Raw genomic sequence first — 14,624 nt, forward strand, 5'->3', positions numbered from 1 at the left:
AAATGGACTTACGAAAACCAATCGCAATAAACAAAACATATAAACCGGTTCTGATTTTTAAAGACGGGGTGGAATTAAAAGAGTGTGTCTCCATTCAGGAAGCCGCACACTATCTTAAGGCATACACGTTATACACCGCCATGCCGTATCGCCACATTATGAATGGCATCATCCTTGATGAGACCTGGATCCATGAGGGGAGCAGCTATCGGTTCACCACTGATTCTAATGTAAAGAAAACAACACTGAAGGAAATTAAGATTCAAAATAAGGAATACATTCAAGGGCATATCTATATAAAACCTAACACTTGGGGGTACTCAACCTACTATTTAACTGTAGGTAAAGAAATTCTGAGACAAACCCATGTACTTAAAATGGTATATATTTGAACTTGCACTTGCATTCAAATTTCATATGTAATAAAATAATTACATATGAAAGACTTACAAGTAAACGAGGAAATTTTAAGTACTTTATCGGCGCTAGCTAACCCTTATAGACTACAAATTCTTTATTTACTTACTTTAAATCGAGAGTATGTAAGTGAGTTAGCTAGAAAAATGGGCATTAGTAGACCGTTACTTTACTTGCACTTAAAAAAACTTGAGGAGGTAAATCTAGTTAGTAGCCATCTTGAAATATCAGAATCTGGTAAATCTTTGAAATTTTACCATTTAACTGATTTGAATTTCACTTTAAACGAAACAGTTCTTAAGTCAATGTTTGAAAAAAACGATATTGAAGGAGATAATATTAGTGACTAGTATCTACTTAACATTTTTCTCATTTGTTCAAATTTTTCTTCCAATAATAGTATCAATCGTAGCATTAATTCTCATATTTAGATTTATTAATAGATATGAGAAAAAATCTGAAGAAAGATCCGCTATAGAAAAGCAACAGTTGGACTACATATCTAACAAAGTAAATGAAATAGAAAAATTACTTAAACAAATTGACTAATTTAGTCTAGTTTTAAGTAAAAAGGCTTAATTCCATAAATGAAGTTGGGGTCCCGAGCGCCTACGAGGAATTTGTATCGATAAGAAATAGATTTAAAAATTTCGCTGTTATTTTGTACATTTAACTTGACGGTGACATCTCTCTATTGTGAGTTATTAGTGGTACAGTTTTCAACCGTTTTAATTATAAAAAAGTGGTGCATTTTTAAATTGGCACAAACAGGTAACGGTTATTGCAGGTGTATTTCTTATCTATGGGTTTAACATGGATTTTATCATTAAAATCATGAGTATTGTCCGAGAGTGATTGGTCTTGCGTATGGTTAACCCTAAAGTTATGGAAATAAGACTTAGAAGCAAACTTAAGAGTGTGTTGATAGTGCATTATCTTAAAATTTTGTATAATAGGAATTGAAGTTAAATTAGATGCTAAAAATTTGTAATTAAGAAGGAGGGATTCGTCATGTTGGTATTCCAAATGCGTAATGTAGATAAAACATCTATTGTTTTGAAACAGACTAAAAACAGTGATTACACAGATAAATAAATACGTTAGATTAATTCCTACCAGTAACTAATCTTATGACTTTTTAAACAGATAACTAAAATTACAAACAAATCGTTTAACTTCTGTATTTATTTATAGATGTAATCACTTCAGGAGTGATTACATGAACAAAAATATAAAATATTCTCAAAACTTTTTAACGAGTGAAAAAGTACTCAACCAAATAATAAAACAATTGAATTTAAAAGAAACCGATACCGTTTACGAAATTGGAACAGGTAAAGGGCATTTAACGACGAAACTGGCTAAAATAAGTAAACAGGTAACGTCTATTGAATTAGACAGTCATCTATTCAACTTATCGTCAGAAAAATTAAAACTGAACATTCGTGTCACTTTAATTCACCAAGATATTCTACAGTTTCAATTCCCTAACAAACAGAGGTATAAAATTGTTGGGAATATTCCTTACCATTTAAGCACACAAATTATTAAAAAAGTGGTTTTTGAAAGCCATGCGTCTGACATCTATCTGATTGTTGAAGAAGGATTCTACAAGCGTACCTTGGATATTCACCGAACACTAGGGTTGCTCTTGCACACTCAAGTCTCGATTCAGCAATTGCTTAAGCTGCCAGCGGAATGCTTTCATCCTAAACCAAAAGTAAACAGTGTCTTAATAAAACTTACCCGCCATACCACAGATGTTCCAGATAAATATTGGAAGCTATATACGTACTTTGTTTCAAAATGGGTCAATCGAGAATATCGTCAACTGTTTACTAAAAATCAGTTTCATCAAGCAATGAAACACGCCAAAGTAAACAATTTAAGTACCGTTACTTATGAGCAAGTATTGTCTATTTTTAATAGTTATCTATTATTTAACGGGAGGAAATAATTCTATGAGTCGCTTTTGTAAATTTGAAAAGTTACACGTTACTAAAGGGAATGTAGATAAATTATTAGGTATACTACTGACAGCTTCCAAGGAGCTAAAGAGGTCCCTAGCGCCTACGGGGAATTTGTATCGATAAGGAATAGATTTAAAAATTTCGCTGTTATTTTGTACAATAAGGATAAATTTGAATGGTACCATAAACGACCGTTTATGGTACCTTTTCATTTTCCTGCTTTTTCTAAATGTTTTTTAAGTAAATCAAGTACCAAAATCCGTTCCTTTTTCATAGTTCCTATATAGTTATACTTAATGAGTTATGGTACATTTAAATTATAAAATTAAGGAGGTTTTTTTATGATTTTTGGCTATGTGTCAACAGCGGTTTAAAATTCCTTCTTAATAACGGATTAAAAATCCCTTTTTTACACGTTACTCTTGGAAACTATCGACACGGGTCGGCTGGATGCCGGCCCGTTTCTTTTCCCTCATCCGATATGAATCTCCCCGAATGTTAAAAGTGGTCGCATGATGAAGAAGGCGATCTAAAATTGCGGTCGCCAAAACCTCGTCACCAAATATTTTTCCCCATTCAATATATGACTTGTTTGAGGTCAGGATGATCGAGCCTCTCTCATATCTCTTCGAGATGATTTGAAACAGCGCATTCGCACTGATGGGGTCGAACGGAAAATAACCGATTTCGTCTAGAATGAGTAGCTCGGATCGACAGTACCTTTTGATGATACGAGGAAGAAGGCCAGATTTCTCTGCTTTTTGACACTCCTCGACAAAATCGTTCGCGGTAATGAACGAAGTCCGATAACCTTTCGTGACAGCTTCCGCAGCGATTGAAATTGCCAAGTGTGTCTTCCCCACCCCCGGCGGGCCCAATAATAATACATTGAAGCCGTTATCGATGAACCGACAGGTCATCACCTCCCTGACGCGCTTTTCATTGATGCTCGGCTGAAACGCAAAGTCGAAGTCTTCTAGCGTCTTAAAATAGGGGAGTCTGGCACGTTTTATTCGTTTCGATAGCTCTGTTGACTCACGGTGTTCGATTTCCGTCATCAGAATACTGTTTAGAAAGTCCGAATATGCTACATTATTCTTGGAGGCATCTTCAAGGATTCCTTCAAGCTGGTTGGCCGACAATTGCCATCCAACTTTTTCTAAGCGTTCAGTGAGAAGGTCCGTGTTCATTCGTGATCGCTCCTTTCGAACTGTTCGTACACTTGAAGGGAACGACGTTCCACTTCAGGAATATCGGGCTGGAGACGACGGGTCGGCAAACCTTTTTGAGTCGTTTCTAGCCCTTTGTAATGCTCTAAATTTAGTTGATACTTCAAGTTCCCGGAGGCAATCGGATGTTGGGCGATTTGTTCGCCATTAGCGTAGACCTCGAGGTGATGGTCGAGGGTGATTCTAATTCGTACATGCTGTCCGACGAACCGGAACGGAACTGAATACTGTCGTCCTTGGTAGGACACAAAACAGTCTTTGCTTACTTGACGTGTTTCCCAGCGATGGACCGGATAATGCGGCTTCAAATGTCCTGGTGCTAGAAAACCTTGTTCAACCTCGAAGCGTTTCTCAGGTGACTCTTTCGTCGTATCGTTTTTCTTTTTATTGGCCGTGTTTTGTAGCCACTCTAGGACGTCACGATTCAATTGTTCCAATGTCTTTCCGATACGTCGTTTGAAAAAGTTCTGTTTCATATAGCCGAATGAGCGCTCGATCTTCCCTTTCGTCTGTGCCCGTCTGGGCTTGCACGCCTTCGGCGTAATCCCATAATAGGCCAAGAAATCTTCGAACTTCTGATTGAACTTGATACCGTTTGGATTGTGGCTGATGACCGCAGTTTTCATGTTGTCATAGAGAATCTGTTGCGGTACGCCATTGAAGAAGGCGAACGCATTCATATGGCACTTCATCAGAGTCTCCAGCGTCATGTCGGTCGTGAACTCGATGTATCGCATCCTTGAATACCCGAGGATGATGGAGAAGGCATACACCATACGCATTTCACCGTCTACTTCATACGTCCCGACATCACTCCAATCCATCTGTCCCTGTCTTCCTGGCGGCGTTTCAAACCTAACGGTAGCCTGCTTTTTAGGCTGAAGTCTGTAAGGTTTCACGTACTCTCTCAGAATCGTCATTTTGCCTTCATAGCCTAACTTTTGAATCTCATCGAACAGAACCTCGCAATTGGTTGTACCTTCTTTTATACGTTCGTTTATGTAGTCTTTGTAGGGTTCGAGTTTTCCTTTCCTCTTTTTCCGCTTTACTTTCGTAGGTGCATTTTCCATCTTCAAATACTTTCGGATTGTCTTAGGATCATATCCCGTCTCGTCAGAGATGGCTTTGATTGTCCATCCTTTGCTTCTTAACTCACGAATCATAAAAAATCCCTCACTTCGGATCATGTCTCATACTCCATTTTCAGGTTGTCAGAATCATTATCCGTTAATTTAAGGGATTTTTAATACGTTGATATAAGGGATTATAACAGCGTTGATTACAGCTATGCTCGAGTGAGTACGGATGATCAAAATCTTAGTTTACAAATTGATGCACTTACTCATTATGGAATTGATAAATTATTTCAAGAAAAAGTAACTGGTGCGAAAAAAGACCGACCGCAATTAGAAGAAATGATCAACCTACTGTAGACGTCAAGTTGATTTTGACACTTTTTGCTCGTTTGCCTTTTACACTTCTGCCGAAAACAATGATTTCCGGTTCCTCATCCGATGACTGTCGTCATCACTATGTATGATTTCGACGCGATGGAGTAAACGGTCCAGTATCGCAGTCGTGATGCCCTGGTCCCCAATCAATTCGCCCCATTGATCGGGACTTTTGTTCGAGGTCAGGATGATCGAGCTGCGCTCATAAAGGTGGTTGACGAGATGGAAGAAGAGATTGGCTTCCCGTTGGTCCATGGCCATATACATCAGGTCATCGATGATGATCAGGTCCGAATCTCGCAACCTTTTCAACTGGATCTTCGACTTACTTGAGAACTCTTCACTTTTTAACAGTTGGACGAGTTCGCCCATCGTGACGAAGTATACTTTGAACCCGTGGTTGACCGCCTCGATTCCCAGCCCCACAGCCAAAAACGTCTTTCCGACGCCCGGAGGGCCCAAGAGGATCAGGTTGTACTGTTGTTCGAGCCAGTTGAGCTGTTTCAACTGCTTCAGCTGTCGGGCGGTTAGTGCGGTCTGTTCCTCTAAATTGAACTCCGAGAGGGATTTGATGAACGGGAATCGGGCCCACTTCATTCGTCTCTCCAAACTTTTAGCGTCTCGTTTGGCGCGTTCATGGTTCGTTATGGCACTTAGAAATTCGATATACGTCCAGGAGGCCATTTCGGCCTCTCTCAAAATCTGTGGGAGGGCGTCAGCCGTCTCGGCGAGACGAAGTTGCCGAAAATCCTGTTGTAACTCGGAAACGCTTTGACTCATTTTGCCGTCACCCCTTTCAGGATGTCGGTGTAGGCTTGGATCGGCCTCGTTGCGACTTGTATCCCGGATTTCTTCGGACGTTCGGTATCGGGTTTTGGATCATGCCCATCGTCCGAGAGGATCGCGAGATAGTGGACCACGTCTCGGAAATCGTTGGCGCTGAACAGACTCTCTTGCGAACACTTTTCCAGTGCCGTCGTTAAGTGATTGGGGTACATGGTCGCGACGTCCCTGATGATGTTGAACTGGTCACGTCGGTATCTCGGGTAACGCCTTGAGAGCTCACCCAGATAATCGGACGCGGCCTCTCTGTCCTCGAAATAGGCGAGGACTTGTTGCTTCAGTTCTTCGATTCCTTTGGAACGATCCCGAAGGTGGTCACGGTTTTGAATCAGTTTTCCGCTCTCTTTGCTGATCCGGTGGTCTGCGATCACGTTCCCCTCGGGAGACTCGCGGATCAATAATCGATCCTGATCGGTCACCTCGACGAATACCACCTTTTTCTTGGCCGATGAGTAGGTCCCGATTGGGACGGTGTAGCGGTTTGAGCGATAACGGATTGTGTTGTCCTTGCCGACGTTCCTTGCTATACTTTCCATATGGATACTTTCGAAAGAGAGTAGCGATAAGACCGGTTGTAAGTGTTGTTTTTCGACGGAGAACACTTCAGCTGGTCTTTTTTTCGTTGTCTGATGGACGTTATGATTTCCTGTCCTCTCCAACCATCTCATGGAACGGTCGTTCCAATCCTCGATATGCCGGTACACTCGGCTGTCCGCAAAATTCCGTTTGATGTACTTCACGACGTTCTCAATCATCCCCTTCGACTCCGGGTCGGCCCTGCGACATAGATGGATCCTGAACTTCCGTTCGTTCACATAGGCTTGAAACTCATTGGTCAATAGGACGTCACCTGCGTTCTCGTTGATTGCGATGAGGTGATCCTGGTCGTAGACGATTTCAGAAGGGCGCCCACCATAGAAGTGGAACGCATTTTCATGGCAGTGAATGGTGTCCTTGGTGGTGAACGGACGTTCTCTCCATTCCACATACTTCATCCGAGAGTGCGCAAGTACGAACGCGATGAAATAAAGCTTTATCGTTTTCCCGTCTTTAGTCCGTTGTCTGGTCTCACCCCAGTCCACCTGTACTTGCTTGCCCATCGGTTGTTCAGGGATGGCCTCGTAATGGCGGACGATCCTTTTCTTTTCAATCTGATAGACTTCTCGGATTTCCTTCACGTATGTCCTGACCGTGCTCGACCCGACCGAGAGGTCGGGATATCTTTCAAGTAACCAGTCATGTACTTGTGCGCTGCTCAAATGCGGATACTCCTCCAACCATGCAATGATCCAGTCTCGGTAGGCATCGAGCTTCTTCTTTCGTGAACAGGCTTTATCGTCAAATTCATGTAGGGCATCTTCATATGTCATCTTCAGATACTTATATACCGTTGGTCTCGATATTTTTAGTGCTGTGGCGATTTTGTGTAGTGCAAAATAGGAGTGCAGAAGTGTGCAACGGAAACGTACACAACTCTGCACTCCTATTTTAGAAAAGAAAAAGGACTTGCCAGCAACCATAATCTCGCCCTAACGTTTAAGTTGCGACACAAGAACGTTAGGAGATGAAAGGAATGCTAGCAATGTCCGATATCAATTGTATCAAATTTCTCAGAAACCACAAATCACATTCAATCAACCGAATCGCTAAAAATCTAGACCTCAATTGGAGGACGGTAAAGAAATATGCAGATTCAGCTCAATTGCCGAGTGAAACCATTCGCCCCAAGAGGGGCATGATGTACGGAACGAAATGGGGCGAGATGGTCGAGGATTGGTTGACCGAAGATCAGATGCTTCAGAAAAAGTTAAGACGAACGAATAAAAAGATTTATGAAACGCTGGTGGCGAACGGATTCGAGGGTTCTTACCGAACGGTCTGCAATTTCATCAAGAGCTGGCATATGACGAGCGAGGAGGAAAACGACACAAGGCACGAACGATTGCAGCACCCTCCGGGTGAGGCGCAGGTGGATTTCGGAACGATGGAAGTCGTCAAAGATAGTCATGCGGTCGATGTAAAGTGCCTCGTCATGAGTTTGCCCTTCAGCAACCGCACGGCAGCCGTCGCCCTCCCCGCAGAAAACCAAGAGTGCTTCCTGACGGGGCTCAAAATGCTTTTTGAAGAAATCGGCGGTGTGCCGCAACAGCTCAGAATCGATAATCTCCCCGCCGCAGTCATCCAACCGCGAACGACGAAAGAAGAGGCAATCTATACAGATGCTTTCCTGCAGTTCATGGCTCATTATGGCTTCCAAGTCCAAAGCTGCAATCCTTATAGCGGAAACGAGAAAGGAAGTGTCGAGAACAAGGTAGGATACGTTCGATACAATTTCCTTGTCCCGGCTCCTGTCATGCATGATTACGATTCGATGAACCGACAGCTCTCAGTTTCCCTACGGGACGATATGGAGAGAGTACACTACGAAAAGCATGTGCTGATCCGTGAGTTGTTCGAAGAAGAGCAGAGACATCTATTGCGATTGCCGCAAGAAGACTTCCCCGTCTTCAAAGAAGAACTGTTCAAGGTGAACAAGTACGGCGAAATAACGATCGATAAGACGAAAGTCTTGGTCCCTTCAGGGTCTCGTCATGGGCAAGTACGCGCCATCTTAAGGTGGGATTCGATGAAGATTCTCTCACTTCACGGAGAAATCCTCTACGAAGAAAAACGGCCCTACATGATGACAAAACGTGCGCTCCCGTGGGAAAACATCATCAGCACTTGGCACAAGAAGCCGAGAAGCTTCGGTCACTCCCGTTATTCCGAATATCTGCCGGGTAGAATCAAAGAGTACCTGGGCGTGCCGAACTTACTCGTTCGGCAGGAAAGACTGGCCTGGATCCGAGCCAAGCTCGCACTGTATCCGATCCTCGAGATCAATGAACGCCTATACGAGCTACTGAGCGAGGACGACGATCCAGCCGTGGTTGAGGACCATCCTTATGATGTGGACTGGAGCAAGTATGATAGCCTGAATCGGCCGTGGGGAGAAGGTGGCACCGCATGAGCTTGAAAGAAATGTGCAAGTCGCTCCGCCTTGCCTACGTCGCCGAAATCTATGAATCGATTCCAACGGAATCTCCTGAAAAATTTCTTATGGAACTTTTCTCTATGGAAATGCGTCTCCGCGAAGAAGCGAAGGCGCAACGATTTATCAAAAAGGCGAAATTTATCAATAACAAGTCACTCGACGACTATCACTGGGGCAATCACATCTACTTCCCGAAGCATTTGGATAAGGACGAACTGACCTCACTGAATTTCGTCGAGCATTCACAGAACGTCGTTCTGACAGGGTCCCCGGGAACAGGAAAGACCCATTTGGCCATCGGACTCGGGAGAGAGGCTTGTCACAAAGGGTATGAGGTGAGGTTCTTCCGGGTCTCCGAGCTCGTAGAGCAACTCAACAAGTCCTGGCGCGATGGGAAGCTGAGCAGCTTCCATTCACGTCTCGAATCGGCAGACCTTATCATTTTGGACGAGATGGGATACATCCCTCTCACAAAAGAATCTGCGGAACTCCTGTTCCATCTGATCACCGACTGGTATGAGCGAAAGAGCCTGATCATCACATCCAACCTTGAGTTCAGCCAGTGGAATCGTATCTTTGGCGACGCGCGCCTAACGGCGGCACTCGTCGATCGTGTCATCCATCACGCACATATACTTAACTTCACAGGTGACAGTTATCGTGTCACGCATGCGTTGTCGAAACATTAAAACTTAGTTGGCAAAGTTCTGTACTTTTCGTTGCATTATTGTGCACATTTGTATTGCAAAATACAATACCTAAGGAAATTCAGATAAACAAGGAAATATTCGAAATTATTGAAGATTATAAAAAGGAAACTAATAGTGAGAACGAAGAATATCTGTTCCATCTTTCTCACCATTATGAACATTTAACAAAGCCTAAGTATAGCAGCTTCATAAATAAAGGAGTAACAAAAAAATATAACGACCATCGAACAACCGATTTAATGTCAAAGCTATTGGTTTCATTTTTCAATGAAGTGATACAAGACGGTATGGGCATTAATGTTGTAAATTCAAGAGACGAATTAGATTTAGAAAATCCACACAAAACCATTACTCGCCTTAGTCTAATGGATACACGCCATTTCGCTATTTGTTCAATGATGATGCAAGGATTCAGTGAATTAACAATCGCCCAAATGGCAGGTCATACTAAGATTGAAACTCAATCCGCATATGCATCTCATATTGATGATTTTCAAAGGTCTTATTCTAATTTACTAGCTAAGGATATCCAGCGAAGTATGACAAACCTAAATACTTCAGGATTCGATCATTTTACATTTCGTCAAAAGCAGATACTCTCTTATTGGAATTCTGACTACTCTAAAGAAAAGAAAATAGATTATGGTTACTGCCAATCAAAAAACTTTCCGTACGAATGTTTCGAAGATGATTGTATCTTTTGTAATAAGATTCATATAGATTTATCTAATTTGACCACTCTAGAACAATCTGAATTGGCAAACAAAATTACAAAAATTCAAGATGAAATACAAATCAAATTAAATTTCATCAAAAAGTATTACCGATCAGCTTATAGGAAAAAGGAGTCAGAATTCGATAATAACGAAAAAAACTCTAAAGACCTTGAACGAAACAGCGCAAATCTCGCAATTTTATTAAATAGAAAAGCAATGTTAGAGGCGCATCTAGCCAAAAAAATGGAGGTACAAGATGACAACAGAAAAGTCTAAGGGTGGCAGACCGCAAAAATATTCATATGAGGAACTAAGATCCGTTTTATTCGAATACGCAAACAAAAAAAGTGGGAAATTAATTACTCTCGCAGATTTAGGGCGCGAAACAAAGTTTCCTCGGTACGTATGGAGAAATAATAAACAGATTCGAGAAGACATTGAAAAGCTTAACAAAACCCCTATAGCAATCGTAGGTTTAATGAAAGAGAATGTAAAAATTCCTTCGGCTGAGGATTTAGTAAATTCTAATTATAAAAATAAAAACCTACTAATCACAAGGGTTCAACAAGTCCTTGACGCATATCAAACTACTTTTGAACAAGTGTTAAAGACAACGGAATTAGAAAATAGCCTAAATATTAAGGAGAAAGAAATAGCCTCTTTAAAAGAGGAAATCGATGCCCTGAAAAAGCAGGCTGCATTCTATCAAGAAAAATACGAATCGATGACATTACATAGCACTACTCTTCTAAGTCGGAAAAATTTTGATTTGAAGGAAAATGTCATAGATGTGGAAAAGAAATTTAAAGAAATTGACGATGAATTTGAGGATTTATTCAAATAAACAAAAGTCTATCAAAAGTCATAAAATAAAGTACTTTTAGGGTTCACTTCAAGCTCGCTTCGGGGACGTTTTCGTTATTCAACAATCAAAGCGCTATTGCCGTACAAAGGTAATCGCTTATCAATTAACTACATATGATTTAATAACTTCACATTACAACTATTGTTGTTCTAACTTGAGTAGAACTCAAAGCGAATGGCGCAATTGTCGAACAACATAAACTGGCTTTCTACTTTGTGTTCATATAAACATAGTAGGAAGCCTTTTTTATTCTATAATTTCTTCATTTTAGTCTTGATTTCCCGAAAAGGTTTATTATAAAAAAACCTCCTGATTTGTAACAGATTCAGGAGGAACTTTGTAATATTTGAATGAATGATGTCTATTTTGGGGTAGCTTCCCGTAAATGCGTATTTACAACGTTAAGCTGTTTGTGTTGATAAAAATAAAGCATATACAACGATAAGAATTTTGAGACAAGTCATACAACAAAATACTAAATCGCTTTATTTGACGTAATTTCGATTATATCTCAATAGATTAAACCTTATTGTACAAGGTTTCCTGCTTTATCATTGTAAATCCGTATAATCCGGATGCTGCCCCTCTAAGAAGTAAGATGTTCTCATACCAATAAGGAACTCATACCATTTAATTAATGAGAAGTGCTTGTTTTCGTGTCAGCAGATCTTTGATTAAGTATAATTACTCCACCGACAATCATAACTAAACCAATAAATGTAAGAATGTTGAATGGTTCATTCCACACCAAAACACCTATTAAAGCTGTCAGAGCTGTTCCTACACCTGACCAGATTGCGTAAGCTAAACTTAAAGGCAAAGTTTTTAAAGACAATGATAATGTATAGAACGCTATGAAGAAGCCAATTGCTACTCCAATTGTGGGGTATATATTCGTAAATCCTTCAGATAATTTCAACATAGATGTTCCGAATATTTCACCAATAATCGCAATTCCTAATGCAACATACCCTTTCATAATCCATCAACCTTCCTTTAATGAGACAATTTAAGTACCACAACACCAGCTATAATGATTAGTAAGCCAAGTAATATTTTTAGATTAAACTTTTCTTTCCAAACAAGAATACCAACAATCGCAGTAAGAGCAGTTCCTGCACCAGACCATATTGCATAAGCAGTTCCTAACGGAATGTGTTCTAATGCTTTGGAGAGAAGGTAAAAAGCACTCCCCATACCTATTACTAAACCAACTGTAGGGACTAATTTCTTAAAGCCATTTGATGCCTTCATCATAGAACTTCCGAATACTTCAAATAAGATTGAGCCAATTAATAATACATATGGATTCATGTGATATCCTCCTAGGTTGTAGATTCAATTAATTTTTCGATGATTTTTTCTCGTAAGTCAAAATTGATTTGTCCCAACTTAAAGAACTCGGAATAATAAAGACCATCGAGGGTAAGCCGAATTGTTGTTGCTAGTACAGAGTCAATACCATCCTCATCAATTTTTGATTGAATATACTCGAAGTGGACGAGGATGTTTTCTGTAACAGTATGGTTCAATTTCGAAAAAGAATGAGATGCTATATTTAGAACTTGAGAATTGTTTAAATCATCAGTGTATGCATGTATTAAGGCGCGAGTCCATTTTCCTTTTTCTATAGGATCATTCTCAGCTAATTCATTAAATCGGTATACAAAGTCTTGAAAAATTAGTTCAGTTATTCCAGCATATAATGCTTCTTTTGAGGGGAAATGATACAATAAACCACCTTTGCTAACATTGGCTTGCTTTGCGACTGCTTCTAATGTCAAAGTATCAAAATCGTTTGAACCTAAGAGTTCTATTGCAGCATTTAGTAGATGCGCTCTTTTGTCCTGTCCTTTTGCTGACATGATTACCCTCCTTTTATTATTCCATGAGATTATTATACCGTCCGGACGGTTTTTTGTCAAAATAAACTTACCTTGAATTTATTTTGATAGGGATGTTCCAGAGTCAAAGTTTGTATTGTTTCTTAGAAAATGATTCTGTTAAAGGGCGCTATTCTGACATATGAACCAGCGTCCTTATTACATATAAGAAGCGCCATTGTTGAAGAAGCGCCTCAAAATTCAAGATACCTTAGTTCATTAAAGATTTATAAAGTATGCAAAATCATTCAAAATAACGTTCCCAAATAAAAGTTTGGACGCAAACGAAAATCCTAGAAATCTTGCTTAAATAGTATTTCTTGGATTCATTAAGGTTGTAAATACGCATCTTTCTTACACTAACCCTACGATAAAAGTGTAGGAATTTTAAGTTTTGTTCATCATTTAGTTTTGTTCATCGCTCAAATTGAGGTGTATCAACAGATAAAAGGTTTTATCTCTTAAAAGAATATCCTATACAGGGGGCGTCTCGAATGCCTACAACATCACACCACAGGATAGCACGCTCAACCGTTACGGGGACCAGGCCTATATGGAGGACGTCATCCGGAAGGCCGGCGGCGCGACCGACTTCGAGGCGATCATTACCTATCCGGATACGAAAACTCATATCCCTTCACACTATGAATATACCTACACGGTCAGAGGAAATGTCGTCACCGATTCCTTCGACAATGTGAACCCGGACGAAGTGAACGAAGCGCTCGGCCTCACAGAAAGTGAGCCGGAACCCTCAGCCACGACAGAGCCCACCGAACCTACTGTCGATGTATCGAGCGTAGATGCGAATGGCAACGGTCAGGTGACGATTCAAGAGGCGAAAGACGCCGGTTTCACGATGCCGATTATGAGCGACCATTGGCTTTATCCTTACATGCGTGATAACGACAATGACGGAATGGTCGGAGAATGATTTCAACCTGAAAATTAAAACAATGATGATTGCATAAAAAGACATCCTCTATTTTTAAGAGAATGTCTTTTTTTATGTTCATGTACGCTTTCGCTTCACTTTATCAAGCCGAATTTTCTCGATCAATTCTTGAAGGAGTGAAGCTAAAACTTGGCTTCACTTCACTCTTTGTCATGTAATCATAATCTACCACTTTTAAATGCTCTAACACCCACATCTGTATGAACTTGTTAAATCATTACTTAACTGATTTACCTGCTCAATATACAGATACGTAAGCAGTAATACTTAGTTATTTTTAAATATAAGCTCAACTACTCAGTAAATTCTATATTTAGTTTACAATCTTTCTTTTTAGAATAAACCAGGCCACAACCAGATAAATCAATAGCAGAAATCCGCTAAAAACCATGTTGGCTAACCATGGCATAGTTCCCATGAAAAGCTCTTTCGAGGCCGCATCAAACCATATTAATACGCTAAAGAACGGAATAGCACTAAAAAAAAGCGATTAAAAAGAAACCTTCATTTGAACTGCCCCATAAAAGTTGGACGTGAAAATCCAACTTTTA

The 14,624-nt window shown here is 40.4% G+C and carries 15 protein-coding genes and 3 pseudogenes; 11 read left to right on the plus strand and 7 right to left on the minus strand.

Annotated features, from left to right (window positions below; all coding sequences use genetic code 11):
• Positions 1-2: 2 nt before the first annotated feature.
• The 5 genes and pseudogenes from NMQ00_RS15990 (at position 3) to erm(B) (ending at position 2,374) form a co-directional block, all read left to right on the plus strand.
• A complete protein-coding gene (locus NMQ00_RS15990) occupies positions 3-392 on the plus strand; it encodes a hypothetical protein (protein ID WP_012390445.1) in 390 nt (129 codons plus the stop codon).
• A gap of 45 nt (positions 393-437) precedes the next feature.
• Positions 438-767, plus strand: coding sequence for an ArsR/SmtB family transcription factor (locus NMQ00_RS15995; protein ID WP_255178784.1), 330 nt, complete (start codon positions 438-440; stop codon positions 765-767).
• A 529-nt stretch (positions 768-1,296) separates the two neighbouring features.
• Positions 1,297-1,380: pseudogene (locus NMQ00_RS16355) on the plus strand (MLS leader peptide); the annotation flags it as partial.
• Positions 1,381-1,428: 48 nt separating this feature from the next.
• Entirely contained in the window at positions 1,429-1,512 is an 84-nt protein-coding gene (locus NMQ00_RS16000) for a 23S rRNA methyltransferase attenuator leader peptide ErmL (RefSeq protein ID WP_044757923.1), read from the plus strand.
• 124 nt (positions 1,513-1,636) lie between these two features.
• Positions 1,637-2,374, plus strand: coding sequence for a 23S rRNA (adenine(2058)-N(6))-methyltransferase Erm(B) (erm(B), locus tag NMQ00_RS16005; protein WP_001038790.1), 738 nt, complete (start codon positions 1,637-1,639; stop codon positions 2,372-2,374).
• A gap of 429 nt (positions 2,375-2,803) precedes the next feature.
• Here the strand turns inward: erm(B) and istB (NMQ00_RS16010) are convergent, their stop codons facing one another.
• Positions 2,804-3,577, minus strand: a complete 774-nt coding sequence (istB, locus tag NMQ00_RS16010; protein ID WP_031424696.1) for an IS21-like element helper ATPase IstB — start codon at positions 3,575-3,577, stop codon at positions 2,804-2,806.
• Complete coding sequence (istA, locus tag NMQ00_RS16015) at positions 3,574-4,803, minus strand: IS21 family transposase (protein ID WP_255178785.1); 1,230 nt, start codon at positions 4,801-4,803, stop codon at positions 3,574-3,576. Before istA (NMQ00_RS16015) ends, istB (NMQ00_RS16010) begins: the two co-directional genes overlap by 4 nt.
• A 69-nt stretch (positions 4,804-4,872) precedes the next feature.
• Here istA (NMQ00_RS16015) and NMQ00_RS16020 point away from each other — a divergent pair.
• A pseudogene (locus NMQ00_RS16020) lies at positions 4,873-5,046 on the plus strand (recombinase family protein); the annotation flags it as partial.
• A gap of 42 nt (positions 5,047-5,088) precedes the next feature.
• Here NMQ00_RS16020 and istB (NMQ00_RS16025) read toward each other — a convergent pair.
• Both istB (NMQ00_RS16025) and istA (NMQ00_RS16030) read right to left on the minus strand, forming a co-directional pair.
• A complete protein-coding gene (istB, locus tag NMQ00_RS16025) occupies positions 5,089-5,847 on the minus strand; it encodes an IS21-like element helper ATPase IstB (RefSeq protein ID WP_255178786.1) in 759 nt (252 codons plus the stop codon).
• Positions 5,844-7,358 (minus strand): IS21 family transposase, encoded by a 1,515-nt coding sequence (gene istA, locus NMQ00_RS16030; RefSeq protein WP_255178794.1) that lies wholly within the window; start codon positions 7,356-7,358, stop codon positions 5,844-5,846. The genes istB (NMQ00_RS16025) and istA (NMQ00_RS16030) overlap by 4 nt, the downstream gene beginning before the upstream one ends.
• A 134-nt stretch (positions 7,359-7,492) precedes the next feature.
• Here istA (NMQ00_RS16030) and istA (NMQ00_RS16035) point away from each other — a divergent pair, with 134 nt between their 5' ends.
• Genes istA (NMQ00_RS16035) through NMQ00_RS16050 form a run of 4 tightly spaced genes read left to right on the plus strand, consistent with a single transcriptional unit; the run spans position 7,493 to position 11,214 of the window.
• Positions 7,493-8,920: an IS21 family transposase gene (gene istA, locus NMQ00_RS16035; RefSeq protein ID WP_255178795.1), complete on the plus strand. Its 1,428-nt coding sequence runs from the start codon at positions 7,493-7,495 to the stop codon at positions 8,918-8,920.
• Positions 8,917-9,633 carry an IS21-like element helper ATPase IstB gene (istB, locus tag NMQ00_RS16040; RefSeq protein ID WP_251306973.1) on the plus strand — a complete coding sequence of 239 codons (717 nt, stop codon included), beginning with the start codon at positions 8,917-8,919 and terminating at the stop codon, positions 9,631-9,633. The genes istA (NMQ00_RS16035) and istB (NMQ00_RS16040) overlap by 4 nt, the downstream gene beginning before the upstream one ends.
• A 53-nt stretch (positions 9,634-9,686) precedes the next feature.
• Entirely contained in the window at positions 9,687-10,646 is a 960-nt protein-coding gene (locus NMQ00_RS16045; protein WP_255178787.1) for a site-specific integrase, read from the plus strand.
• The gene (locus tag NMQ00_RS16050) at positions 10,627-11,214 is read left to right on the plus strand and encodes a hypothetical protein (RefSeq protein WP_255178788.1); all 588 of its coding nucleotides are present in this window, start codon (positions 10,627-10,629) and stop codon (positions 11,212-11,214) included. The genes NMQ00_RS16045 and NMQ00_RS16050 overlap by 20 nt, the downstream gene beginning before the upstream one ends.
• A 655-nt stretch (positions 11,215-11,869) precedes the next feature.
• Here NMQ00_RS16050 and bcrC read toward each other — a convergent pair.
• From bcrC to bcrA, 3 genes are read right to left on the minus strand one after another with little or no spacing between them, the layout of a single operon-like run.
• Entirely contained in the window at positions 11,870-12,214 is a 345-nt protein-coding gene (gene bcrC, locus NMQ00_RS16055) for a quaternary ammonium compound efflux SMR transporter BcrC (RefSeq protein WP_003725292.1), read from the minus strand.
• A 17-nt stretch (positions 12,215-12,231) separates the two neighbouring features.
• Positions 12,232-12,549 carry a quaternary ammonium compound efflux SMR transporter BcrB gene (bcrB, locus tag NMQ00_RS16060; RefSeq protein WP_255178789.1) on the minus strand — a complete coding sequence of 106 codons (318 nt, stop codon included), beginning with the start codon at positions 12,547-12,549 and terminating at the stop codon, positions 12,232-12,234.
• An 11-nt stretch (positions 12,550-12,560) separates the two neighbouring features.
• The gene (gene bcrA / locus NMQ00_RS16065; protein WP_255178790.1) at positions 12,561-13,100 is read right to left on the minus strand and encodes an efflux transporter transcriptional regulator BcrA; all 540 of its coding nucleotides are present in this window, start codon (positions 13,098-13,100) and stop codon (positions 12,561-12,563) included.
• Between the two features lie 499 nt (positions 13,101-13,599).
• Here bcrA and NMQ00_RS16070 point away from each other — a divergent pair.
• Positions 13,600-14,052 (plus strand): annotated as a pseudogene (locus NMQ00_RS16070) (DNA/RNA non-specific endonuclease); the annotation flags it as partial.
• Between the last annotated feature and the right edge of the window lie 572 nt (positions 14,053-14,624).

This window comes from Exiguobacterium aurantiacum (genome assembly GCF_024362205.1).
Lineage (GTDB): Bacteria > Bacillota > Bacilli > Exiguobacteriales > Exiguobacteriaceae > Exiguobacterium > Exiguobacterium aurantiacum_B.

Excerpts from the sequence above, each read along its gene's own strand:
- NMQ00_RS15990 (WP_012390445.1), top strand. The coding sequence starts at position 3 with ATGGACTTACGAAAACCAATCGCAATAAACAAAACATATAAACCGGTT.
- NMQ00_RS15995 (WP_255178784.1), top strand. The coding sequence starts at position 438 with ATGAAAGACTTACAAGTAAACGAGGAAATTTTAAGTACTTTATCGGCG.
- NMQ00_RS16000 (WP_044757923.1), top strand. The coding sequence starts at position 1,429 with ATGTTGGTATTCCAAATGCGTAATGTAGATAAAACATCTATTGTTTTG.
- istB (WP_031424696.1), bottom strand. The coding sequence starts at position 3,577 with ATGAACACGGACCTTCTCACTGAACGCTTAGAAAAAGTTGGATGGCAA.
- istA (WP_255178785.1), bottom strand. The coding sequence starts at position 4,803 with ATGATCCGAAGTGAGGGATTTTTTATGATTCGTGAGTTAAGAAGCAAA.
- istB (WP_255178786.1), bottom strand. The coding sequence starts at position 5,847 with ATGAGTCAAAGCGTTTCCGAGTTACAACAGGATTTTCGGCAACTTCGT.
- istA (WP_255178795.1), top strand. The coding sequence starts at position 7,493 with ATGTCCGATATCAATTGTATCAAATTTCTCAGAAACCACAAATCACAT.
- istB (WP_251306973.1), top strand. The coding sequence starts at position 8,917 with ATGAGCTTGAAAGAAATGTGCAAGTCGCTCCGCCTTGCCTACGTCGCC.
- NMQ00_RS16050 (WP_255178788.1), top strand. The coding sequence starts at position 10,627 with ATGACAACAGAAAAGTCTAAGGGTGGCAGACCGCAAAAATATTCATAT.
- bcrC (WP_003725292.1), bottom strand. The coding sequence starts at position 12,214 with ATGAAAGGGTATGTTGCATTAGGAATTGCGATTATTGGTGAAATATTC.
- bcrB (WP_255178789.1), bottom strand. The coding sequence starts at position 12,549 with ATGAATCCATATGTATTATTAATTGGCTCAATCTTATTTGAAGTATTC.
- bcrA (WP_255178790.1), bottom strand. The coding sequence starts at position 13,100 with ATGTCAGCAAAAGGACAGGACAAAAGAGCGCATCTACTAAATGCTGCA.